The organism is Bacillus sp. HNG (genome assembly GCF_003400205.1).
Taxonomy (GTDB): domain Bacteria; phylum Bacillota; class Bacilli; order Bacillales; family Bacillaceae_L; genus Ferdinandcohnia.
On sequence record NZ_QUQV01000011.1, the window covers coordinates 91,902 to 115,433 of the forward strand.

A 23,532-nucleotide genomic window follows, 5' to 3' on the forward strand; every position below is an offset into this window, starting at 1 on the left:
TTACCAAAGAAACCCGCTTTTCATTCTATAGCTCAAAATTATTTTTATATATTATTACTACAACTCTTCATATACCTTCCCAACTCCTCATCACAGCAGTATACATAACACCCCTTCATCCCTCTAGTCATTAGTGTTTTATATGTATTCCTTACAAGGTCAAATAGAGGATCTGGTTGTCCTTTCTTTGGCTTGGCTGGTCTTGCACCTTTGTCCTTAAATTCATCTCTATCTACAATAAGTGAAGATGTTCCTGGATCATATCCAAGGTCTTTTCCAATAATTACTCCGACATAATCCATTTCAAGCCCCTGAACAGTATGGATGCAGCCTATTTGGTAAGCACACTCCGGATGTATTGCCCAATCAATACGTTTTGGATCGTTCCATGGTAATGCAAAGTCATGTTCTTCAATATATACATCTTTTGGTAGTTCTCTATGGTTACCTTTTGTGTTCCACTCCCATGCATAACCGGCAAGAAGTCTTCCTCCCCGTTTCTCTACAATTTCTTTTGTTAGGTCATGTGGGTTTGACACAACCTTAAAGTCAAATTCACCTTCAAGATCAACTTTTTCATCTGTATACCCTAATAGACTATCTAACCATGCGATGTAGTTACCAGATCCTGAGCAACGGTATTGGGACTCTAGTTCTACTGTATGAATTTCAGCACCTAGCTTTGCAGCCTCTTCTTCTATTAGTTTCGCACTTCCAATATCCTTTTTAGAGATAATTTGTTGGTCATCTACAAAAAAGACACTTACCTTTGAAGAGCGAATAATTTGTGTTGCTTGGTTTTCACCTTCAATTTTCTTCTGCATGTGTCCTTGCTGTTTTAATCGGTGTGCCTCGTCACATATTAGTACGTCAAAATAATCTTTCGGTGTTTGAACATATGCGGCCGACCCTTTGAATAAATCTCTTACCTCTAAATGACCTGATGAACCTACTAACTTCTTTCGAAGAATTTCACGGAAAGATTGGTTTGGTGTTATGTACTCAGCATACGCTCTTGTTTTTAACAGATAACTCATTAAGTTGAGTCCAATAACTGACTTCCCTGTCCCAGGTCCACCTTTTATTATAATCGCATGCTTTTGACCTTCTGATTTGTTTAACCTGTTATACATGCTAACCACTTTTTCGAATGCAACCTTTTGTTCATCTAAAAGAATAAATTCCTCATTTCCTTCTATTAGTGACCCCACAGTATCTACGAGCTTTTTAGAAGGACGAATCCTCCCATGCTCTATAGCTTCTGCAATCCCAGCACCATTACCTTCTGCTACCGTTTCTCTAATTCTTTTAGCTAATTCCCTATCACTAAACTGAAAAAACAGTGGAGAATCTTTTAAATACATCGTGTATCTTGAATCAAGTAATGGTTCGTAAGTTGGATTCTGAATATAATTATGCAAATATGCACATGAAGAAAGCTGAATTGAAGTATCAGTGTACAGTGATTCATTAAAATTAAGCAGAAATCGCTTATACGAAGTAGCTTGATATGATGGATGGACCGTTTCACGTTCCCTTCCTCCAAGAAAAGTTGTTACGATTCCATTTCCCTCAGCTACTTTAGCCTTCTGCCACTGCTTTAATTCAATTATCATTGCATTTTTCTTTCCTTTTTTATCCTGACCAGTGATTATAAAATCAATTCGCTTTTGAGTAGACGGGAGCTTATATTCTAGTAAGACATGAGTATCCTTTTTTAGATCTGCATCCCTAATAACTCTTGCCATCTGTGGGAGAGAATTCTCCCATGAACGCAGCTCGCTATCAGAAACCACCTTGTTCATTCTCTTATATAAGTTCTTTTTTAGTACGTATCCAATTTTGTTCTCATAGATATGGTTGATAAAGTTGTTAGACGTTTCGTTATAGATAATCATTACAATATGGCCTCGCTTTTAATGAACTCTATATTTTTAAAAACATTTAAATGTAAAATAGTGTAATCTACATATCATTTTAGCATTTAATACCTTTTAAAGTGTAGTTTCTTGAAAAAGGTCTTGTTTAATACCAATCTAATCCAAAGAAATAAGAACAGCCTCAAGTGCGGCAAAGTATGACGCTCTTGGGGGACAAGCACCAGAATTCAACATTAGTGAGTGCTATTAAATTAACTCATTTTCTCCTAAAAATAATGGTAATCGGTTGAACTACATTAAGAAAACACTCTCATACTTCACTCAACTTCTATAACCCATAACCTCCTGGATGGGAGGATTGCCAATCAGGATCCTGCGGTTTATGAGGAATTATAATTCGATTTCCTAGCACTTTGAAGGCTACCAAAACTTTGATCGATTTCACGTATCCTTGATGTAGGCTGTGACTTGATTAGCGTAAAGTAAAGGTAAAAGTCATCGTGAAAGCTTTCCATTTGGATAATTGCCTTGTTCCAAAACATAATGGTGGACAATCTTATAAATATTAATGGAACATGTCAGAGTTATTCATTTGACGTTACCTAATGGTTGTAGTTATACTTTATATAATTCAATAAGGTTATCAAGAGTGAACGAGAGTCCTGGCTCGATGACTTCACAGCAACCTGCCGATTGGTAAGGTGCTCCAACCAGCAAAGCAGTGCTTTGAATGATGACGATCGGCTTAGGGCTCTTTGTTGCATTCATATGCAATGAAGAGCCTTTTTCGTTGCTTTCACTCTTGTACTCTATTGTTAATAGTTTAGGAGGAAAAAAGATGAATACTTCAGGATTTTTAAGAGGAATGATGTCAAAAAATATGGAGGGAGAGAAATATTTGATTCATGTTGCGACTTGCGTTGAACAAGAGCTGCAGGAACGGGATCCAGATGGTAAAGTGATTGTCATGAAGCTCGAAAACTATGTTTTGTTTGTTACAGGTAAACAAGACTCTTACCAACTCACAATCACTGAAACAGAATTAACAACACTTCAACAAAGAGATCCGTATGCCCTAGATCGAAAAATTTGGAGGGATCTAGAGCAACAAGGCCTTCAGATCATACGAGGTTCTGGAAATTATTTAGAATATGTATTTATGGAAAGGTAAGGTATTTAGGGAATTTATGGCCTGACCCCATGCACAGTAATACTTTAATGCACTGGGGCAGGCCCTCAGCATTGTACCTTTTTGTCACTGGTCACATATGTAGCTATTTGTCTATCAAACTGTTATGTTTCTCATCTCTCACTGGTTCAACCAGTAATTAAACTAAAAATACGTTCATACGCATTATAAATTTTATTTGCCTCTTCAGGCTGTTTGAACTCTTCTTGATATTGACCGACAAACAAATCTAATTCACGAAAATCAATAAGAATATTTACCAAAACTTTTGGAATTTCATCCCATGAATAAATTTCATCGATAATATCGGATAATTCCTGATAGATTCTTTCAAATTGTTGCTCATCCAGTCCCTTGCCATTTTGAAGTTTATTAAAAAAATTTCCGTTTTCGTTGATTTTCTCAATTAACCTGGCAATTTCGCTGGCTTTTTCGGGTTCTATTTCACCCTTATCCTTCGTACATCTTTGAATCAGCTTTTTGGTATTTTCGGCTGCTTGCTTTATCCGGACTGATTCTTCATCACCATATATTAATGAAAAGTTGTACAGTTCATCGTATAGTCCAACTAAAGTATGGACGACTTCTCCTGGAATACTTGTACGACTCTCCCATACATCCGCACAGACGGTGAGTGCCTTCACTAACTTTTCATATTCTTTTTCTTGGAAACCATTTCCCATTCGCAGCTCTACGAGTAAATTTATTTCTGACTGTTCAAAGACTTCTAGGATCTCTTTGTCTTTCACACTCTCACTCTCCTCTGAAAAGGTCTTGGATAAACGAGGGGAAGGTTTCCACGTTTAAAGGTGAACGTTAGGTCCTTTATTTTTTTACAATCGGTATAAAAATATCAAAGTGCGGGTCACTAGGGTCGCGATCCAATGGATAATGTTCATGTTTTATTGGCATATATGGATCATAGTAAACTACACCTGGTTCCCTAAAAGCGGTATAATCACTATCAAATAACCATTCATGTAAATCCGTATAAGTCTTTTGTATATCCTCCCCTTTGTGATGTGTTGTCTTCACATAAGTCAATTGAGGAACCTTTATTTCAATCATCCCATCAGGAATATCCTGACTATCACTTACTTCATATACTGCATAATGCACGAAACCATTCTCAATTACATGATAAGATAGTCCTAATTGAACATGAGGGTTCAGCTTGTCATCTAACTCATTGGCACGTTCTTCCATTTGCCGAATCACGTTTTTTAAATTCGGCACAATCTCAGAGAATGTCCCCTCCCATTTTAGTCCTACTGCCCGATAGCCAGGTAATGTAATAATTTCATAGCTCACTTTATTTCCTCCATCTCAATAAAAGTGTCGTAAGTTTCCTAGTTTACAGTTTTTCATTAACTTTGGTGCCCATCTCCTACTTATTTTATCATCTTCAATAACCCAATACACATTGAAAAACGAGGGGACGGTTCCTCAAAAGACTTAATTACCGTCACAGTGACCACCCGAAGATTGTCGAATTTTAAATATTTTTATACCTAAAAAAAGGACCAGACCCCCAAACGGTAAATGACTACCGCACTGGGGACTGGCACCTATATTTTTTAATAAAACACTTTATCAACGTTATATTTGCATCGGAGTTTATTTATGATGTAAGTTTCATAAATTTCGCGTTCCATTGGGTCTTCTACGATGCAAATATCGATTTTATGTACTTCGTCTCTGTGCATTTTAATCGGAGAAACCGTATCTTCAAAATGTTTTTTAATTCTTTGACGGAGTTTCCGCGCTTTTCCAACAAAAAGAAGCTCATCATTTTTATTAAAAAATAAGAAAACGCCACCTTTATCTCTTGGTATTAGATGGAAATCAATAAATCCGTAAATATCCTTGATTACTGGTTCATTTTCTTTCGGAATTTGTTTCCGTTCTGTAATTGTAAGATCTGGAGTAGGTATGGTAATTTTTATCATGTCCAATCACGTCCTTTTTTGTGTAGAGATAAATGGTATCATATGTAAGAAAGAAATGCGATTTAACAGTTAATTCACGTCCATACTTCTTTCTTCCGTTCTCTCAACTAGTTTAAATAAAAATCGATAAATTAGCCGGTATGCTTCCTCTAATGACATTTCCTCTTTGAACCCATTCACATAATCCAAGGCAAAATTCAAGTCCCATAAGCCATCATTTTGATTAAACATCAATTCAAATTTTGCTTCATCTCCAAGTAAATCTTTTCTTAGGTTTTCTTTAAGAGTGGCCTCAAACTTTTTCTGTAGCTTCAATCCTACCATGACGTCGTATGTTCCAAATACATCATTCACTTCAAACGCAATTGCATCAACTCCAATTAGTTCCAACCAATTTGATTCCAAGTATAGAAATTCATTCTTGTGTTTTTGAAGGTAGTCAATCGGGTGTTCTAGGAAAACAAATGATTCTTTAGAGAGTGTTTCTTCTGTTTCTTTATCACATCTTTCAATGTAAGCTTCATGGAAACGTGTAGTAGGATCTTTTTCTATTAATGTAACGTCATCTGAAATCAATTTATATTTTTCAATGTACTCTTTTTCCTCTTGATATAATGGTATTGACGAAGGTTCTTTACTCGTCAACTCTGATGTAATGAATTTTTTCATTTGTTTATGTAACATGGGTGTAGCCTCCTGAATTTGATGCCTTCCCCCGGTAAAGCGTCATTCCAGAGGTAAGGAAGTCCATTATGTATCATTTTCTCTTTAGCGAGAACGTCTTCTACCTTTTGTTGGAGTGCTTGAATTTCTTTTTGTTTAACTATCATTCGATTTTCTCTTTGACGACTCATTGCTTTTATCTTTTCGATTTCCTTCAGGGCGCTTTGTTTTTTTTATTTGCTCGCTTCTTTCTTTCTGATAGTCCTCCCGATCAGGGATACTTACTCCTTTAATCACTTGTATTTCGAATTTTTGATGAATCCCTTTTTCAATCATTCGGAGGAACTCCAGATCCTTAGGTGCCACTAACGTAATGGCAACTCCATCGCCACCAGCACGGCCAGTTCGTCCAATCCGGTGAACATAGCTTTCAACATCTTGTGGAATATCATAGTTATAGACATGTGTTACCCCTTCTACATCAAGTCCCCGTGCAGCAACGTCTGTTGCAACTAAAAACTGCGTTTTCGCCTCACGAAACCGTTTCATCGCTTTTTCACGTTTGGATTGTGGTAAATCACCATGCAGCTCATCTGATTCATATCCATTGGCAATCAATGCATCATGAAGCTTTTTAGCTCGTATTTTTGTTCGACAGAAGATAATCGCTAAAAAGGGACGATGCTCTTCGATTAAATGCAATAAAGTGGCTTGTTTTCTTCGGTCCGTTGTTTCAATCACAACTTGTTTAATTTCTTCAACCGTTACTTTTTTTGCTTTCACTTCTATGAACTCTGGCTCTACCATATATCTTTTGGCAAGAGATTGAATTTCTTTCGGCATTGTTGCAGAGAACAACATGGTTTGTCTAGATGGGAATGTTTCATGAATGATGTCATCTACCTCTGGAAGAAATCCCATAAGTAACATTTGGTCGGCTTCATCTATCACAAGCATCTGAATCGTTGAAAGATCAATTGTTCCACGACGAATATGATCTAATAACCGACCAGGCGTTGCAACGACAATATGTTGAGCTCCTTTTAACTTTTTTAACTGATGCTCAACATCCTGACCACCATATACAGCTAACACATTGACACCTTCTAGGTTCTCCATCATTTTCTTTATCTCTTTTGTAATTTGCTGAGCCAATTCTCTGGTTGGTGTTAAAATCAGGGCTTGAACATCCGAATTTTGAACATCAATCTTTTCAAGAATGGGAAGAACAAAAGCCAACGTCTTTCCTGTTCCAGTTTGTGCTTTTGCAATCACATCCTTCCCCTCAAGCACGGATGGTATCGTCCGTTCTTGTATGGGAGTTGGTTCCATGATACCTAATGACTTTAATGTATGGTTAATCTCTTTTCGAATACCAAGTTGTAAAAAATCTCGCAAGGCAAATCACTTCTCTTTTCGTAAATTAATATCAGTTTGTTTTAAGGCTTATTTACTATAGCATATTGGTTAGTATTTACAGAGTGATTTGGATTATTAATGGAGCATTTCTATGACTGCGCTTTTCTCTAACACAGTTAAAAAACGCAGGGACTGTTCCATCGTTTCTAGGTGAAACGTTGGAACAGTCCCTCTGAGCCACTTGTACTAAAGCGAATAGTACAACATTTAAGTCGGCAGCATATCCTACTCCAACTGCTAAGTCAAGTTTGTTACTTAATTTTGTGCTCCAAATTCATACCCGTATTTCTTGTTAATCTTTTCTGCAATAGTCTTTAAGAATGCTTCTACCGTCATATTTTCTACATCCCTTGTATACCAAGCTAGTTTTGCATCTTTATGTTTTCCATCATAGTTGACCTCTAATGGCCAGAATGTATTCGTTGCATGTGTGTAATCGAAATGAATATAAAGTTCCTTGCCTTGTGGGCATTCCAGAATAACCTTATAAACCGGGTTTTTACCTTCTGTGTTTAATTTAACCTTTCTGATTTTCGCTAACATAATGCTTGTCCTCCTTTATCACTTTTACTCTTGTACAACTCATACGCCTTGTCTATAAATTTAGTTATCTGCTTTTTAAAAACTAGGATTCTCCTTCACCTGAACCCAAGAATCTGTCTTTTCAAGTTGTCCTGCAAGCTGTAACAGAAGGTCTTCACGACCGCGCCTTGCCATAACTTGAACACCGCATGGGAGACCATCCTTTGTAAGATGCATAGGCAGAGTCATTGCAGGTTGACCGGTTAAGTTCGCAAGCTGGGTAAATGGTGTTCTCTCAAGGCTTTTGTTTGCCAATTCCTCAACGAAGCCTGACTTTTTCAGCATTCCTCCTAACCTTAGACCTCCCACTACTCGGATTAATCCTTTTTCAAATGGAGTTTGATCGAGTTCACCTATCCTTGATGGAGGGTGTGCCGTAGTTGGTGTGAGGTAAAGGTCAAAATCATCATGAAAGCTTTCCATTTGGATAGTCGCTTGGTCCCAAAATTTCAGGCTTCCTAAAAATTCTTCAGCTGATACAGCTTTTCCTAGTAAATTCAGCATCCAAGTAGCTGGTTCTACATCGTTAAATGTGATCTTCCGTCCAATTACATCCTCAAGTCCAGTCAAGGTTGTAGCAACTTCAGCAAAATACAACATGAAATAGCTATTCGCTAATCTTTTCCCATCTACTGGTGCTGCTTTTTCAATAACAGTATGCCCCATCTCTTCTAGTAGCTTTATCGTTTTATCTACTGCTTCTTTACACTCCTGATCAACAGTAGTACCTAATGGAGAGTCTGTAGAAAATGCAATTTTTAGCGGAGTTGTTATAGGTGTCATTGATGCTTCTAAATAAGACCCAATATAAGGGGGCGCCAAAAACGCGTTGGCCCGGTCCATTTGATAGTGGTCTAGCATGGCTGCACTGTCCCTGACAGAACGACTTAAAATATGATCCACGGATGCGCCCTGCCATACTCGTCCTCTATCAGGACCAACTGGTGTGCGACCACGAGTTGGTTTTAACCCAAATAATCCACAAAAAGCACCAGGAATTCGTATCGAACCGCCGCCATCATTTGCACCTGCAATTGGAACCATCCCCGAAGCGACAGCTGCTGCGGAACCTCCACTTGAACCACCTGGTGTATAATCCGTATTCCACGGATTTCTTGAAGGTCCATAATAAGCAGGCTCTGTGATTCCCATTAACGCAAATTCCGGCACATTCGTCTGTCCTAAAATCGTGACACCCGTATTCCGAATTTGACGAACAAACTCACTATCTTGATTGGCAGGAATGTCTTTAAGTAGTTTCGAACCACTTCTGAGTGGACGACCTTTTACTTCCTGATTAATACTTTTCGTTAAGAAAGGAACACCCGAAAAAATTCCTGTTGATTCAGCATTAGCAACGCCCTCTGGATCATCGTAAAATGTATCAATTACGGCATTTAGTGCACCATTTTTCTTTTCAATTTCACGAATCGCCGCCTCTCGTACTTCTTCTGACTTCACTTCTTTCTTTTGAATTAACTCGGCTAATCCCAACCCATCATATTGCTTGTAATCAAACACCAACCATCGCCTCCTTTTGTTCTTAGCTCCAAGACAAACGATATTCCACTATTTACCTATTATACTATCATTTTATCGTCTACATTTTTACGAAATCTTTTTTGGTTGTAAAAAGAGCCAAAATAAGCAAGGAGTGGATAACAACCTGCATCATGTCAACTCTTTTCTTATGGTTAAGTATCCTTTGAGTTGAAGGACATAACTAATTGTTATGGTAGGTGTATGTATTATTTGTAGACAATTTTTCTTAATGTCTAATCAATTCAAAGTCACAAGTCATACGGTAGTTAGGAAGGTTACTGGACATGAGAAACTAACAGGAGGTGATTAAATATGCCATTTTATCCTTCAAACTCAGGAAGGAGACCGTTCCCTTCAGGAAGATTTGGACCTCCAAATGGAATTAGAAGACAGCCGCGCTCTTTTTTTACAACTCAAAATCAACAGGCACCAACTTCTAGACTTCAAGGATTACAAACGGTAATGGGACACGTGGGAAAGGTTACAACCGGAATTGGTATGCTAAGACAAATGGGGGGACTTTTAAAGTTTTTCTAATAATTTTAGTTATCCAGGAAGCTGTTATATGGAGAAATCCTTTACTAACAGCTTCTTCTCCTAAAACGCGGGGACGGTTTCTGCGTTTTTAGGAAAAAGAATCGTAATGAAACAATAATAGTGGACACCACCTCTCCTCCCAATCTTTCAAAATAGAGTAATTTTCAATATTGTGATATTATTGCGATATTAATGGAGGGAGTGTTGTTTTATGGAAAGTAAAATTCCAGAGGTTACGTTAAATGATGGCTTACGTATTCCTGTGATTGGTTTTGGTACATACCCGCTTAAAGGAAATGATGGAGTAAATGCCATCGTCAGCGCGATTCATAATGGCTATCGTCTCATTGACTCAGCTTATAATTACGAAAACGAAGGGGCGGTAGGAGAAGCAGTTCGTCGTAGTTCTGTACCGAGACAAGAATTACTCATTACTTCCAAACTTCCTGGTCGCTATCACGAATACGACAAAGCAAAAGCAACTATTCAAGAATCGCTTTATCGAGCTAACCTTGATTATTATGATTTATACCTCATACATTGGCCGAACCCTAGCAAAGATAGATATGTAGAAGCTTGGCAGGCTTTGATTGATGCTAAAAAATGGGGACTTATTCGTTCAATAGGAGTTTGTAATTTCTTACCTGAACACTTAGATCGTTTGGAAAAAGAGACCGGTGTCAAACCAAGCATTAACCAAATTGAATTACATCCATTCTTTAACCAAGCTGAACAAAGAAAATATCATGAAGAAAAAAATATTGCGACAGAATCTTGGAGCCCATTCACTCGTGGAATTAAAGACTTAGAGAACGATACCCTTCAAACGATTGCTACAAATCATAATAAAACGATTCCACAAATCGTTTTACGTTGGCACTATCAGCTCGGAGCGATTTCAATTCCTAAGTCAGCATCACCAGTTCGCCAGGTAGAGAACCTTTCTATTTTTGACTTCTCACTGGACGATGCAGAAATGGCTATGATTTCAGCCTTAAGCCAGCCAGATGGAAGAATTGCCAATCAGGATCCTGCTGTTTATGAGGAATTTTAATTCGAATTCCTAGCTAACCTTATAAAAATCAAAAAGGTGATAGTTGCCTCCACATACCGCAGGGACTATCACCTTTATATCACTCTATTTAACTACTTCATGTTGAGAAGTTTCATTAGATACCCGTAGCTTTTTCGAACTGGTCATATACGTATAAAGGACCGCGGCTGCAATGGCACCAATGATAGGACCAATGACATAAACCGGGAATTGGATCCAGTTGATATTGCCACCTAATAGACTATCTACAAGATAGGGTCCAAAGGTTCGTGCTGGATTGAATGATGCACCCGTAGCACCGGCAGTCATCATGATAATCCCTCCAACTGTTAAACCGATAACAAGTCCTCCCCAATCTTTTGGAGCCTTGGAGTCTACGGCCACTCCCATAATGACGAACATCAAAATAAACGCTGCCATGGCTTCGATAACAATCCCCTGTAAATACCCAGTAGTTGGTGCAAGTACAGTAGCCCCTAAATTACCTAATAAGACTCCGTCCATACCTAAAACCGTTACAATGCCAAACGCCCCAATCGCACCACCCACACATTGTGCAAGGAGATATGGTCCTACTTCTTTCCATGAAAAATGACCAGTCGAAGCTAATGCAATTGTAACAGCTGGGTTAATGTGACAACCTGTTAATCTACCTATGGAATAGATCATTGCCATCACAATAATGGCGAAGGCAAAACTAATAACTCCAATATCTGCTAATGTTGTAGACTCGTTGTTATTCGCCGTAATAATTCCATTGAATGCAGCTGTTCCAGGACCAATAAGTACTAATAAAGCTGTTCCGATCCCTTCAGCAAAACACCGTTTGAACAGGCTGGGTGTCTCCATCAGCAGCCACCTTTACTTCACAAGTCCATGAGGGTCAATTACATATTTTCTTGAAGCACCTTTATCAAATTCCGCATATCCCTGTGGCGCTTGATCTAAGGAAATAACCGTTGCATTAACCGCTTTTGCAATCTGTGCTCTACCACTTAAGATCGCTTGCATTAAGTCACGGTGGTATCTCATGACTGGTGTTTGTCCGGTTACGAACGTATGCGCTTTTGCCCATCCTAATCCTAGACGAACTCTCAATGTGCCAATTTTCGCATCTTCATCAACTCCACCTGGATCTCCGGTTACATAAAGACCTGGAATCCCAAGGCGTCCCCCAGCACGAGTGACTTGCATAATGCTATTTAAGACCGTTGCTGGTGCTTCTATCGCATTCGCACCATGAGCAGATGCTTCAAATCCTACGCAATCGACCGCACAGTCCACTTCAGGAATACCTAAAATTTGGTCAATTTGTTCTCCCAAATCAGGGTGTTTACGTAGATTTACGGTTTCACATCCAAAGCTTCTTGCTTGCGCAAGTCTTTCTTCATTTAAGTCCCCTACAATCACGACAGAAGCCCCTAAGAGTTGTGCCGAATGTGCAGCTGCTAGCCCAACAGGGCCTGCTCCAGCAATATAAACTGTAGAGCCTGGTTTAACACCTGCGCTCACTGCCCCATGATAACCTGTTGGAAAAATGTCAGAGAGCATCGTTAAATCTTTAATTTTTTCCATCGCTTGATCTTTATCAGGAAATTTCAATAATTGGAAGTCAGCATAAGGTACCATCACATATTCAGACTGGCCTCCTACCCATCCCCCCATGTCTACATACCCATAGGCTGAACCGGGGCGATCAGGATTTACGTTTTCACAAATATGTTGTTTTGCTCTTTACAGCTCCGGCATCGTCCACACGCAATATTAAATGGAACCGACACAAGGTCACCTTTTTTAATAAATTCCACATCACGACCAACTTCAATGACTTCTCCCGTTATTTCATGCCCAAGCACTAGTCCTTCAGGAGCCGTTGTTCTCCCTCTCACCATATGCTGGTCACTTCCACAAATATTGGTTGTAACGACCTTCAAAATAACCCCGTGTTCACATTTACGTCCTACGTTTAGAGGATTTACCCCAGGTCCATCTCTTAACACTAAATCTGGATAACCAATATCCATTACCTCTACTCTACCAGGTCCCATATAAGCTACTGCTCTGTTTCCTACCATCTTTTTCCCCTCCATTAAAATGAATATGAGTCAGACAACTTATATACTTGCAAGTATTGTGCCAATCATAATTCCTTTTAGAATGGACCTTTTTCAAGGCTAGTTATAAAAAGAGTGTTCAGAACTTGAGCAGCATGTGTCCTATTTTAGTACACATCGGACAAAATATTCATTACTTTCAAAATAATGGAATAATAGTATAATAGATGTAAAAAAAGATTTTGGAACGTAAAAGGGCAAGGAAAGAATGTAAGGGGGATAGGTATATTCATGTCATCCGTCGATCTTTTCAATCAAAGGAACATTATTGATCTTTCTTGGAAACGATGTCAAAGGTTTGGACTTTCACCCACCGGCCCAATTAAAGATATCAAATTTACGGGCAAGAAATTACAAGAGGTACTAACAGAGAATGAGCATTTGATCAACCATACGACCGCCATTTTAGAAAAGCTTTATCCTACCATCCATTCAAGTGGGATTGTGACAGTGATCGCTGACGGTAATGGAACCATCATTCATAAAATAGGTAATCTCGATATCGATGAATCTATTGACTATTTTTCAATTGGCTCAAATTGGTCAGAGGAAGTGAAGGGGACAAATGCCATTGGACTTGCCATTTATGAGAAAAAAAACATCATCACCCACGCAGAACATCATTTCCATGTGAAGAATCACTTTCTCACCTGTGCGGCAAGCCCCATTTTTTCTCCAAGTGGCCAATTTATCGGAGCAGTTAATATAAGTGCTAGGAAAGAATTATTTCATCCTTCGATGGTTTCTTTAGCAAGTATGATTGTAGAAGCTGTGCAAAATCGATTGCTCATGGATCATGTCAACCGAGAAAAGCTACTAGCCTTAAAAGAATTAGAAATTACTGGGAATTTATGCTCAACTCCACATCTTACACTCGATCATGAAAGAAGAATTATTCGTGCAAACAAACCCGCTCAGCAATTATTAGGCAGTGATTGTATTGGACAGGAATTTCATATGAAAGGTGGCTCTTCGGTCGATATTATTGACGATTATTCAAATTCAGTTTTTCGTTCTGTTGTTTCCTTACAAAGAAATAGCACTAAATCCTCCCAGGACAAAAAGCTTTATACCATCTCTGATATGATTGGCTCCTGTTCAAAAATAGAAAATGTAAGGAAAATTGTTAAAAAGGCTTCCCTATCTGAGTACCCGATCATCATTTATGGAGAAAGTGGAACAGGAAAGGAATTAGTCGCGCAATCCTTACATACATCGGGTACACGGAAAACGCAGCCATTTGTTGCGGTTAATTGCAGTGCCATCCCTGATAGTTTGATTGAGAGTGAATTATTTGGTTACGAACGAGGTGCTTTTACAGGTGCTAGACGAGAAGGAGCTCCTGGTAAATTCGAACTTGCTGACGGCGGGACGATTTTCTTAGATGAAATTGGGGATATGTCGTTGAAGGCACAAGCAGCCCTACTACGTGTTTTACAAGAAAAAACGGTAACCCGAATTGGCGGAGATTCCGTTAAATTCATTGATACGAGAGTAATCGCTGCAACCAATAAAAATTTGCGCGAGGAAGTACAAGCAGGAAGATTTAGAGAGGATTTATACTATCGGTTAAGAGGGATTTTTATAACACTGCCGCCTCTACGAAATCGAACTGACATTATCGAGCTAGCCGAACATTTAATAACAAAGCTAGATACCCCCTCTATTACTTTATCGGAGGATGCGAAGCAAAAACTAATCTCCTATCATTGGCCAGGCAATGTACGGGAGCTGAAAAGTGTTCTGATGCAGGCCTCATTTTTTGCAGAAGATCATATCATTAACGGTGATGATTTACATTTTGAAGATGAATTTGAGCGTCAGCCAAGTCGTGAAAGTTCCGAAGTAAACACTTCCCTTTCACTGACGAACACGGAAAAAATGGCGATTCTGCATACCTTACATTCTGTAGACTGGAATATTACGAAAGCTGCCAACATCCTACAAATCAGTCGAAATACGCTATATCTAAAAATAAAAAAGTATAAATTGGAGAGGTAGATAGGTTTAGGGCCTGCCCCCGAGTGTGGAAATACTTTTGTACACTGGGGGCAAGCCCTTTTACCCTTAATACGTTCCCGCTGACTCAAAACTTCCTTCATCCTTCAAATAACTATTAAAGAATTCTAGTACAATTTCATTCATCGTTTCTAGTACTTTGTATTTATCGGAAGCATGAGAATTAGTGCCCTTTTCTACTGGACTATTCATCATTTTAACAAGTAACGGTGACACAAGCGGTAAATCAGTAAGACTCAAGTGATTGGTTCCTTTAATATACACCTCGTATGCATCAGGTGCCGTTTCCGAAATATATTGTTGTGGAACCACTAGTTCTGGATCTGTCACATTAGCCATTAAGTTCTTCATCGTATCCGTATAGATACTTAGTAAAGGAACCGGATAAATATCTTTATTAATTACTGGTTTGCCATTCTCAACTCCCAGTACTTCTCCAAGTAAGTCTGCATCCAAATTGATAACTGCAGTAATGTCGTTACGATCCCGACCTAGCTTTGCAGCGGCAGCACCACCTAACGAATGTCCAATTAATCCGATTTCAGTTGTGTCTATCAGCTGATACAATTCATCTGAATTATCATCATCAGCTTTTTGCTTAATGGTATCAATCACGAAATTAATGTCATCCGTTCTCAATTGCAACCATTTTTGTTCAAGGTTAAAGACCGTCCCCTCATCATATACCCCATTATTGACATCCTCTACTTCTTGCATAAAGGAAGAGTCCACCATCGTAATCTTGCCACTTGCATCTTTTGTGTATAAGGAATGATACGGATGATCGATTGAAACAACAACATACCCATTACTTGCTAGATTTTGAAAAGTAGACGTATTACTTGCTTTAATTCCATATGCACCGTGAGAAAACACAATAAGCGGATATTTTCCTTCCGCATTCTTTGGATACCAAATTTCAATATTCACTTCTCTGTTACCATCTGATTCAGCGAAAGTCTCGATTCGATTGTCATCCGTGAATGTAAACAATTTTGTCTTAACATCGTAATCACCGCTTACCGCTACAGCTTTATGCTGTGGGAAAATGATGGCAGGTAATAACGCAACAGCTACCAAGACCCACACTCCCACTGCCTTTACGATATTTCCAACAGGACGATACTTTTTCTCTTGCTTATTTCTTACTATTGAAATAGTCGAAATAACACCAAAAATGAATAATATAGCTGTCAGTGGAATCCACCTGAAACTCCAATTAATGATCGTCACAAATACAACAAAAATAATAAAAGCACTAATACGCACCCAATTTCTAATTCGCTTCTGACTAGATTTAGTCAGAATGCTATGTACCGCCAACCCAATCTCAATAACCCCTGCTAAAATAAGTAGCACGATCCCCATTGATTTTCCCCCAAATTTAGTATCAAATCTTTTTTCATTACGGAAAAATTATAATCGTTCTTCCATTAAATGTATATCATTTTTTACGGATTCTTTAAAAAACAAAAAACACTCATCAACATTGATTTATCAACATTTGAGAGTGTTCTACTTTTACTTTATTTTACTTGTTATAACCATACAATAAATGATCAATACCCAAACTAACCAGTTTTGTCTAAGCAAAAAATTGCATGTATTCTTCATCTCTAAGAATCTTCACCATATAATCATAGGGATGTTGATTAATTTGGATAACTTTCTGTTCCTTATAGCCCGTTCGTTTATAGAGTTTCTTTGCAATCGGATTATCATGTGCAACATTTAAAGAAACCCTTGAATATCCCTTTTCTAATGCGATTTTCTCAGCTTCTTTTAGGAGCAATGTTCCGATTCCATAGCCTCGGAACCGGTCATCAACACATATAGTGTCCACATAATAATCCCCTTCGTCGGCTTCTTTATCTAAAAAAACGTCCTCATCCCTACTCTTCTTTCTTAACCGTCTCAAGATAGGCTCGTCCAAACGAGGAGCATCTTCTCCTGGATAAATAATGAGAATCCCCGCTACTTCTCCCAAAATATCGGCAACAATGATATTTTGATAGCTTAAACGATTATTCTCATCGCAAAAAAATTGAGACAGCGTTTTGCGAATGTTTTCTTTCTTCGTTTGACCTGTCAGTTGCTCCGCAATATCGTGAATGGCAATATGAATAAGTTCTGCTGCTTTAGTAGCATCCATCTTCACAGCACCTCTAATCTTCAATTCTTCCGCAAAACTGTTATCTACATTTCGTTTATTTATTATTGCTCTATTTTTCAATTAAATTCCCTCTGTTCTTATTCATCGTTGTAAGTACGCTCTTTAAACCGTAAACTTTTAAATTAGCATACCATACAAACTTCATAAATGAATAGGGTTGTGTCATTTTGTTGTCTTCATACAAAGAAAATCCCACTACATCTACCAATGCTAATGGGATTTTCTTATTATTCATTTCACTACTCAATAAGTAAGTCCAAAATTATATCGATACCTATTTCCTGCTTTATCCTGATACGTATAAGATGGGGCCTCGTCATATCCTGGTACATCACCTGCTTCATTTTTCACTGCTTCTTGACTAGCAGGGATGGATATAGGAAGTCTTCCTACCGGATTAAATTTTCCACGAATCAGTTCTACGACTGCCTCTGTTTTTGTACCAAACGTTCCTATTACGGCGGCTGCATTTGGTTCAATCCTGTTAATTAGCCATGGATTGGAGAAGTTAATTACCGTTATAGTGGGAACTGTCTGTTGAATTTTTACGATTTGATCTACTTGTTCCACACCTGTCTCTGGACCAATCACTACAGATGGTTTATTTGCAAACAAGTCTTGAAATGGTTTGACCCAGACAAAGGCATGTGTCGCATCTTCTATCTTATCCACAATCGTAATAGAACGATCGTGATTTCTTATTTTTTGCTTTAATTTCTTAGTTTCTTGCCCGTTTTCTCCACCAGGGAACATTTCAACGTAGAGTCGAACATCGGAAATTGTTTTATCTTGTAATGGCAGTAGATTACGATCATTTCGCAATAGTACAACCGACCTGCGATGCGCATCATCTGCAACCTTTTGAGATTCTGGATTATTGGCAATAGTTAAAGCCTGTTCTGGATCGACATATGGATTTTCAAAAAGCCCTAATTTCATCATTTCCGTTAAGATATACGTGGCTGAACGATTAATTTGTTCTTCTTTCACTAAGCCCTGATTTACAGCATTAATAATCGGTTTTGGATTCGGTACCCCAGAAAAAATATTAGTTCCAGCATTGATTGCTTTTGCAAATCGCTGCTCTAACGATAAATTCTGTGCACCCCACGCTCGATCAATCACCGCACTTGTATCTGAATTAACATAGCCTAAGAATTTCAATTCGTCTCGCAAATATCCATTAATAAATTGTTCATTAAGTGCAAAAGCAACTTCTTCAAACTGTTGATTTGGACTAAAATGTGGTAATCCTTGTTCTGCGCTTTTGTTACTTGGGTATGCATAATAAGGCATAATGGAAGTTGTCTCTGCTTCAATAGCTGCCTTAAACGGTGGAATATGATACTTTAACAAACTACCAGGGGTTGGATAAATATTATATTGTCCTTCTTTAAAATGAGGATCCCTTCCCTCTGCCCGCGCTCCCCCACCAGGAAAATGTCTCGTTGTTAATGATACACTGTTTTCATTTAATTCATCACCTTGAAAACCTTTAATCACATTGTAGACCATACCTGATACAAGTTCTGGATGTTCCCCAAATGTTTCTTGATTTCTTGCCCATAATGGGTCTGTAGCAACATCAGCTGAATAGCCGTACATCTTATGAATCCCTGCAGCTCTCCACTCTTTCGCAGCGATCTCACCAAACCTTCTTACCATAGCCGAATCACGTGTGGCTGCTAAACCTAAAGTATCTGGCCAATGAGAAAACTGTCCTGGCTCTTCAATTACAGGGATCGTTAAAGGATGATTTCTTGGATTAGAAATGACTACAGCAGGAATTCCTAGTCTTGAAGCTTCAGCTGCTACTTGTAATTGATTCGTATGGTTTGCAATAACATTAGCACTCGGCATTTCTCTATAAATAAAATAACGGGTATGCTGGTCAAGAAATTTATTGGGTAACACTAACGTACCTTCCTGAATTTTTGGAAATTCATTAATAGTAAGTATCCCAACCTTTTCTTCTAACGTCATTTGAGACAATAAATCTTCCACCCTCTTTTCGGTAGACAACTCCCAGTTTTCGTACGGATCAAGCTTTCCATTATCATTTAAATCTCTAAATCGTTTTCCCTCCATTTTTAAGATCGCTTTTGTTCTTGTTTCAACATGCACATTTTTTTGAGCATGTACCTCTAGTTGTCCGATTGGTAATACCAAAACAAACGCCATCATACATAAAACTGTATTTCTTATGTATCGGGAATACATCTTCCTCACTCCATTTAAAGTTGATATTATTCTTCATTAATATCCCTTTTTTGGGAAAAGAATATCCAACTGTTAAGGAGGACTTTATATAAGTTGAAAGCCCCTCATTACCCACGCGATCTACCAAGTTCTTTTTGTAGAAATTGGATTTCCTTCTGTATACTAGGATAACCCTCTATTTCAGGAATTTCTTTCTGGTTTGGCAAAACATTTCGTGCTGCAGCATTAGCCATTGTTTCAAATGCAAATAAAATTTGTGCTAATTTTTCATCTGAAAGGATCGGCCGATTAGATTCTTTTGAACAATTTTCTAACAAGTATCCTAAATGCCTTATTGAAAAAAGAATCGGCCAGTAATATTCTAACGCCTTATGATTAGCAGGAATCTCACCTAAGGCGGTAGTATACAAAGTTTGCAAATTACTTAAATTGGTTCTCATTTTCAATCTTTCTCTACTCTGTCTTGCATTAAATCCTTCACCCTGATTCGAAAAAAGCACCAATAAAAACTGCGCTTGACTTCGAAGTGTTTTGCTCAGTAAATGGGGAATTCGGCTAGAAGCAGATTTTCTACCCACGAGATAAACCCCTAATAAACCAATCGTACTTCCTATGATAATGTCGATAAATCTCGCTTGTGCAAAATAGGAAAAACTAAACAACTGGTTACTTGTGGTTTCAGCCATTAAGAGTGCATTTGGCGTAAAGAAAAGGGCTGCTAATCCATAATTTTTTACGATAAACAACTCGGTAATAAATGTTAGTACTAATATAAACAATGCAATTATAAAACCAGATGGATGAAAGGATAGAATAAACCCGGCAATGACGATTCCAATTACTGTCCCAAAAAATCGTTGAATAGCACGATGAAAGGTTGCTACAATCGTTGCACCCGACATCACCGCTAAGCAAGATAACGGTACCCAATAGGATCGTTCAAATCCAAATTGATAGGCAATGATTGCAGCGATAGCCGTCATTATTCCAAGTCGTACTGACGAAATAAATACGATTGAATTTTTATCAAACGCCCCCATAAAAATCGTTTTTAGAGAGGGTTTATCAAATTGAATCGATTTTTTAATCTTACTAATTGGTTCATTTAGGATTGCATCTGCATTATAAATGGTTGTGAACAGCTCGCTTACTTGTGGTTCTAACTTCTCAGGCTGTAATATTCGTGGCTTTTCTTGCTTTTCACGCTTGTTTAAAGAATGGGCAAGCATTCGAGTAGATTGCCCTAGCTCTTTAGGTAAGGTTTGGCATGCATTTGAAAAATTTTCGACAACTGAAATAAATAATTCATTTGCATACTTATTTAATAGATACAATCGATTAAACATGTCAGTGGTACGCCATGGTATATAACTCGCTGAAAGGGTCTCTTCGGATTCATTAAGTACCTCTATTACTTTTTGCTTAGCTTCATTGAATTTAGTAGTTCCAACAGAATCCAGCAGTTCCGCCAATTGCAAATAAACTCTAGTTACAACGCTAGATTCCGGACCATGAGGGTTAAAAAACCACCCAATCATGGCAATCATCCATGATAAACAACCACTAAGAAAGACTAATCCTGCTCGTAAGAATGCTTCATCTGGATTAATCGGCATTCCAGATGTCATGGCAAAAACTAATACAAAAAAGATGGCGGAAGGACCGGCTATTTTTAATGCACCGAACACAAAAATGACTACTGCTGCAATGATTCCCATCAAAATAGCAACTGCAAGCGGATATGGTGCACTAATCGTTCCCACATAGGTAACAATCGACAAACCGAGAACGACCGAAAAGATTTTCTTTGCTCGCTGCGCATATGGAATATTAAACACATATAAATAGGTAAAGCCACCCAAGCCAGCGATTAATCCATAATGCAAATTCCCAAGTGCTAATCCTATCATAACCGGCAAGGCAGCTGCTAACCCCGCTCTAAAAGCTTTTAACCAAGGAAATGGTTTCTTATTCACTTGTAGTGCTTGCTTGATAATGGAAGGGCCTAGTGGGTTTGTTTGTTTGTCATTCATCGTAATCCTTCTTTACTATTATTTTCTATATCATTATTCTCTAAAGAACACCTAAAAATTATGAAAATAGAGTAGCAAGAGAAATGGTTTCAAATATTAGTTCCTCAAAAAATGAGGCATAATTTCTATATGTATTTATGAAATATGAAGGATGATCAAATAGCTAGATCTTAACAATGGAAGTAGCATTTATAAATGTGGCTTTGACAGAGAAGTATGGGAGGTCAAACGTTTCCTATCCTAATTTATAGAGCAGTACAAAAAAACACCCGATAACGTTGATAAATCAACATTTTCGGGTGTTTGTGTAATTAATAGTAACTCATTTTCAACTAAAAGATACCGGTGGTCGGGGTCGAACCGACACTCCAGAAGGAACACGATTTTGAGTCGCATTTTTAGGCTATAGGAAAAGAAAGTCAATAGGAACAAGGGTTAGAGGCTACTTTTTCACTCTTTCTCTTTTACCCCCGCACACGATTCGATACCTTTGCGTGCTTAATAAAGATATTCGCTATTTTTTCTCATTTTCCTTCTTTTTTAGTTCTTGCTTTTAGTCCTGCTTAAAAGTTAGACTAAATAAATATTACCTTTGTAGTCAATTTTACATTTATATAACCGATTGTTTTCACCAAGGGTTCTTTCATATACTGGTTGATTATTCTTTGTCACACCAAAACACATTAATTTATCTGAGTGTTTATTTAATAGCGTTATGAATTTTTTATCTCTACTGACTTTCGCTCCACCATTTCCCCAAAAGAGCACAAGTATGTCCGATTCTTCAACAGTTTTCTTTATGAAAGCAAAATTTTCTTCATCAAATTTCTTATATTTTTTATCCAGGCTTTTTTTTGTATCACTTGTTTTTGCAAATAAATTTACAACACTTATAGAACCGTATTCTTTGGAAACCAATCGAGCAATTCTACCTAAAGTCTGTCCAAGTATAAAAGGATTTGGGTTTATCTCTCTTGGATTATACATTATTACTCCACATTTTTGTTTATTCAGATCCCAAACTCTTTCGAGTTGATATCGACATTCCTTTTCTAAACAAAATATATTAAAGGCTCCTATTTTAAAATCTACTTTACTATACATTAATTCTCCTACCTTTTATTTATTATTGAGAGGTCTTAAAAAAAAAGCAGGCATAGAGGGTGAAATAGATAAAATTATTAAAGGGAAATGGAATCAAGCAAAACTAAATTATCAAGTAGATACAACGATATTTTAATACTAAATATCTAAAAACTTAACTATAATTATACTTAATAGTATAATTATACCAAACTTATTTAAAAAGGCTTGCATGACTTTCAAGATTAGGAGAATAATATGTTTAATAAATTGTTTTGTCGTTGAAAGAAAAATGAAACTTCTAAGCAGGAAGAAAAATACCCATCTGGAGAGTTATTACTCTCTGTCATTCAAAAAGAATACGACTATGAACTCACAAGGAAGTCTACTCTCGAAACAAGATCGGGAATTGTACTGACCCTTTCCCTAAGTATTCTTACCTTTATCGTTACTAATTTAAAAATGGATAAATTACTATTACTGGACACAGCAAAAGTAGGCATAATTATTTTTATTACATGCTTTATCTTAATTTCAATCATTTCTTTTGTTTCATTAATCATTTCTCTGATTCTTCTTATAAAGGTTCTACTAACTTATGAGTATAAGAGATTAGATTTAGATGATTTCAATGAAGAGTATGGTGCATATTCTAAAGATATTATTGCGATGGCTCTTACCAAAGAGTATAAAAAAATAGTTACAGAAAACCAAAAGGTGAACAATAATAAGACAAAATTTTATAGAAGAGGAATTTATTCAACATTCTCTTTGGTAATATCGTCTTTAATATTGTACATTTTATCGTTGAGTTTATAAGGAGGTGTTAATATGACTAAAGAATCTTTTGGAGATATAGCGAAGAAATTAGCTGGTCAACCAAATAAAAGTACAACATCTAATGAACCAATATTTAAAAGTAAACCATTACACGAAGGAACTGATTTCTTACCTAAGTTTAAATCAACTACCGAGTTCTTTGAAAGAAACAATTCTAATAAAACAGATTCAAATAACTAAGAGCCGAGTTTTAACACTCGGCCTTATTAAACTCTTCAAGACTAAGATGATAATT

The 23,532-nt window shown here is 37.5% G+C and carries 19 protein-coding genes, 1 pseudogene and 1 riboswitch; of the genes and pseudogenes, 5 read left to right on the forward strand and 15 right to left on the reverse strand.

The window, feature by feature from the left end:
- Positions 1 to 44: 44 nt before the first annotated feature.
- A complete protein-coding gene (locus DZB84_RS18255; protein ID WP_116353760.1) occupies positions 45 to 1,898 on the reverse strand; it encodes a DUF2075 domain-containing protein in 1,854 nt (617 codons plus the stop codon).
- 619 nt (positions 1,899 to 2,517) lie between these two features.
- A riboswitch (SAM riboswitch) is annotated at positions 2,518 to 2,620 on the forward strand.
- Positions 2,621 to 2,718: 98 nt separating this feature from the next.
- On the opposite strand from DZB84_RS18255, the gene DZB84_RS18260 reads away from it, so the two are divergent.
- Positions 2,719 to 3,051, forward strand: a complete 333-nt coding sequence (locus tag DZB84_RS18260; RefSeq protein WP_116353761.1) for a hypothetical protein — start codon at positions 2,719 to 2,721, stop codon at positions 3,049 to 3,051.
- A 146-nt stretch (positions 3,052 to 3,197) separates the two neighbouring features.
- On the opposite strand, the gene DZB84_RS18265 is transcribed toward DZB84_RS18260, so the two are convergent.
- The 7 genes from DZB84_RS18265 to DZB84_RS18300 form a co-directional block, all read right to left on the reverse strand.
- The gene (locus DZB84_RS18265) at positions 3,198 to 3,818 is read right to left on the reverse strand and encodes a hypothetical protein (protein ID WP_116353762.1); all 621 of its coding nucleotides are present in this window, start codon (positions 3,816 to 3,818) and stop codon (positions 3,198 to 3,200) included.
- A gap of 76 nt (positions 3,819 to 3,894) precedes the next feature.
- Positions 3,895 to 4,380, reverse strand: coding sequence for a GyrI-like domain-containing protein (locus DZB84_RS18270; RefSeq protein ID WP_116353763.1), 486 nt, complete (start codon positions 4,378 to 4,380; stop codon positions 3,895 to 3,897).
- 266 nt (positions 4,381 to 4,646) lie between these two features.
- The gene (locus DZB84_RS18275) at positions 4,647 to 5,018 is read right to left on the reverse strand and encodes a nucleotide excision repair endonuclease (protein ID WP_116353764.1); all 372 of its coding nucleotides are present in this window, start codon (positions 5,016 to 5,018) and stop codon (positions 4,647 to 4,649) included.
- Between the two features lie 69 nt (positions 5,019 to 5,087).
- Entirely contained in the window at positions 5,088 to 5,702 is a 615-nt protein-coding gene (locus DZB84_RS18280; RefSeq protein WP_116353765.1) for a branched-chain amino acid aminotransferase, read from the reverse strand.
- Positions 5,703 to 5,837: 135 nt separating this feature from the next.
- Positions 5,838 to 7,079 carry a DEAD/DEAH box helicase gene (locus DZB84_RS18285; RefSeq protein ID WP_116353766.1) on the reverse strand — a complete coding sequence of 414 codons (1,242 nt, stop codon included), beginning with the start codon at positions 7,077 to 7,079 and terminating at the stop codon, positions 5,838 to 5,840.
- A 276-nt stretch (positions 7,080 to 7,355) separates the two neighbouring features.
- A complete protein-coding gene (locus DZB84_RS18295) occupies positions 7,356 to 7,643 on the reverse strand; it encodes a hypothetical protein (RefSeq protein ID WP_116353767.1) in 288 nt (95 codons plus the stop codon).
- Between the two features lie 75 nt (positions 7,644 to 7,718).
- Entirely contained in the window at positions 7,719 to 9,203 is a 1,485-nt protein-coding gene (locus tag DZB84_RS18300; protein ID WP_116353768.1) for an amidase family protein, read from the reverse strand.
- A gap of 333 nt (positions 9,204 to 9,536) precedes the next feature.
- Here DZB84_RS18300 and DZB84_RS18305 point away from each other — a divergent pair, with 333 nt between their 5' ends.
- The gene (locus DZB84_RS18305; protein WP_116353769.1) at positions 9,537 to 9,761 is read left to right on the forward strand and encodes a hypothetical protein; all 225 of its coding nucleotides are present in this window, start codon (positions 9,537 to 9,539) and stop codon (positions 9,759 to 9,761) included.
- 211 nt (positions 9,762 to 9,972) lie between these two features.
- Positions 9,973 to 10,815, forward strand: coding sequence for an aldo/keto reductase (locus DZB84_RS18310; protein WP_116353770.1), 843 nt, complete (start codon positions 9,973 to 9,975; stop codon positions 10,813 to 10,815).
- An 84-nt stretch (positions 10,816 to 10,899) separates the two neighbouring features.
- Here the strand turns inward: DZB84_RS18310 and DZB84_RS18315 are convergent, their stop codons facing one another.
- Both DZB84_RS18315 and fdhA read right to left on the reverse strand, forming a co-directional pair.
- Entirely contained in the window at positions 10,900 to 11,664 is a 765-nt protein-coding gene (locus DZB84_RS18315; RefSeq protein WP_116353771.1) for an MIP/aquaporin family protein, read from the reverse strand.
- A 12-nt stretch (positions 11,665 to 11,676) separates the two neighbouring features.
- Positions 11,677 to 12,890, reverse strand: a pseudogene (fdhA, locus tag DZB84_RS18320) (formaldehyde dehydrogenase, glutathione-independent).
- A gap of 270 nt (positions 12,891 to 13,160) precedes the next feature.
- Here fdhA and DZB84_RS18325 point away from each other — a divergent pair.
- Positions 13,161 to 14,930 (forward strand): sigma-54-dependent Fis family transcriptional regulator, encoded by a 1,770-nt coding sequence (locus DZB84_RS18325; RefSeq protein ID WP_116353772.1) that lies wholly within the window; start codon positions 13,161 to 13,163, stop codon positions 14,928 to 14,930.
- Positions 14,931 to 14,996: 66 nt separating this feature from the next.
- Here DZB84_RS18325 and DZB84_RS18330 read toward each other — a convergent pair whose 3' ends face one another.
- The 5 genes from DZB84_RS18330 to DZB84_RS18355 all read right to left on the reverse strand — a co-directional run bounded on the left by DZB84_RS18330 (position 14,997) and on the right by DZB84_RS18355 (position 22,478).
- The gene (locus tag DZB84_RS18330) at positions 14,997 to 16,316 is read right to left on the reverse strand and encodes an alpha/beta hydrolase family protein (protein WP_116353773.1); all 1,320 of its coding nucleotides are present in this window, start codon (positions 16,314 to 16,316) and stop codon (positions 14,997 to 14,999) included.
- Positions 16,317 to 16,533: 217 nt separating this feature from the next.
- Positions 16,534 to 17,181 carry a GNAT family N-acetyltransferase gene (locus DZB84_RS18335; RefSeq protein ID WP_223254504.1) on the reverse strand — a complete coding sequence of 216 codons (648 nt, stop codon included), beginning with the start codon at positions 17,179 to 17,181 and terminating at the stop codon, positions 16,534 to 16,536.
- Between the two features lie 183 nt (positions 17,182 to 17,364).
- Positions 17,365 to 19,341 carry a glycoside hydrolase family 3 protein gene (locus DZB84_RS18345; RefSeq protein ID WP_116353775.1) on the reverse strand — a complete coding sequence of 659 codons (1,977 nt, stop codon included), beginning with the start codon at positions 19,339 to 19,341 and terminating at the stop codon, positions 17,365 to 17,367.
- A 107-nt stretch (positions 19,342 to 19,448) separates the two neighbouring features.
- On the reverse strand, positions 19,449 to 21,374 hold the full coding sequence (locus DZB84_RS18350; RefSeq protein ID WP_116353776.1) for an FUSC family protein: 1,926 nt from the start codon (positions 21,372 to 21,374) through the stop codon (positions 19,449 to 19,451).
- Positions 21,375 to 21,944: 570 nt separating this feature from the next.
- Positions 21,945 to 22,478, reverse strand: a complete 534-nt coding sequence (locus tag DZB84_RS18355) for a DUF1643 domain-containing protein (RefSeq protein ID WP_116353777.1) — start codon at positions 22,476 to 22,478, stop codon at positions 21,945 to 21,947.
- Positions 22,479 to 23,288: 810 nt separating this feature from the next.
- Here DZB84_RS18355 and DZB84_RS18365 point away from each other — a divergent pair.
- Positions 23,289 to 23,477, forward strand: coding sequence for a hypothetical protein (locus tag DZB84_RS18365; RefSeq protein WP_116353779.1), 189 nt, complete (start codon positions 23,289 to 23,291; stop codon positions 23,475 to 23,477).
- Positions 23,478 to 23,532 lie beyond the last annotated feature (55 nt).

Coding starts and splice junctions, on each gene's coding strand:
- DZB84_RS18255 (WP_116353760.1), bottom strand. CDS start 1,898: ATGATTATCTATAACGAAACGTCTAACAACTTTATCAACCATATCTAT.
- DZB84_RS18260 (WP_116353761.1), top strand. CDS start 2,719: ATGAATACTTCAGGATTTTTAAGAGGAATGATGTCAAAAAATATGGAG.
- DZB84_RS18275 (WP_116353764.1), bottom strand. CDS start 5,018: ATGATAAAAATTACCATACCTACTCCAGATCTTACAATTACAGAACGG.
- DZB84_RS18280 (WP_116353765.1), bottom strand. CDS start 5,702: ATGTTACATAAACAAATGAAAAAATTCATTACATCAGAGTTGACGAGT.
- DZB84_RS18295 (WP_116353767.1), bottom strand. CDS start 7,643: ATGTTAGCGAAAATCAGAAAGGTTAAATTAAACACAGAAGGTAAAAAC.
- DZB84_RS18305 (WP_116353769.1), top strand. CDS start 9,537: ATGCCATTTTATCCTTCAAACTCAGGAAGGAGACCGTTCCCTTCAGGA.
- DZB84_RS18310 (WP_116353770.1), top strand. CDS start 9,973: ATGGAAAGTAAAATTCCAGAGGTTACGTTAAATGATGGCTTACGTATT.
- DZB84_RS18315 (WP_116353771.1), bottom strand. CDS start 11,664: ATGGAGACACCCAGCCTGTTCAAACGGTGTTTTGCTGAAGGGATCGGA.
- DZB84_RS18325 (WP_116353772.1), top strand. CDS start 13,161: ATGTCATCCGTCGATCTTTTCAATCAAAGGAACATTATTGATCTTTCT.
- DZB84_RS18330 (WP_116353773.1), bottom strand. CDS start 16,316: ATGGGGATCGTGCTACTTATTTTAGCAGGGGTTATTGAGATTGGGTTG.
- DZB84_RS18345 (WP_116353775.1), bottom strand. CDS start 19,341: ATGTATTCCCGATACATAAGAAATACAGTTTTATGTATGATGGCGTTT.
- DZB84_RS18350 (WP_116353776.1), bottom strand. CDS start 21,374: ATGAATGACAAACAAACAAACCCACTAGGCCCTTCCATTATCAAGCAA.
- DZB84_RS18355 (WP_116353777.1), bottom strand. CDS start 22,478: ATGTATAGTAAAGTAGATTTTAAAATAGGAGCCTTTAATATATTTTGT.
- DZB84_RS18365 (WP_116353779.1), top strand. CDS start 23,289: ATGACTAAAGAATCTTTTGGAGATATAGCGAAGAAATTAGCTGGTCAA.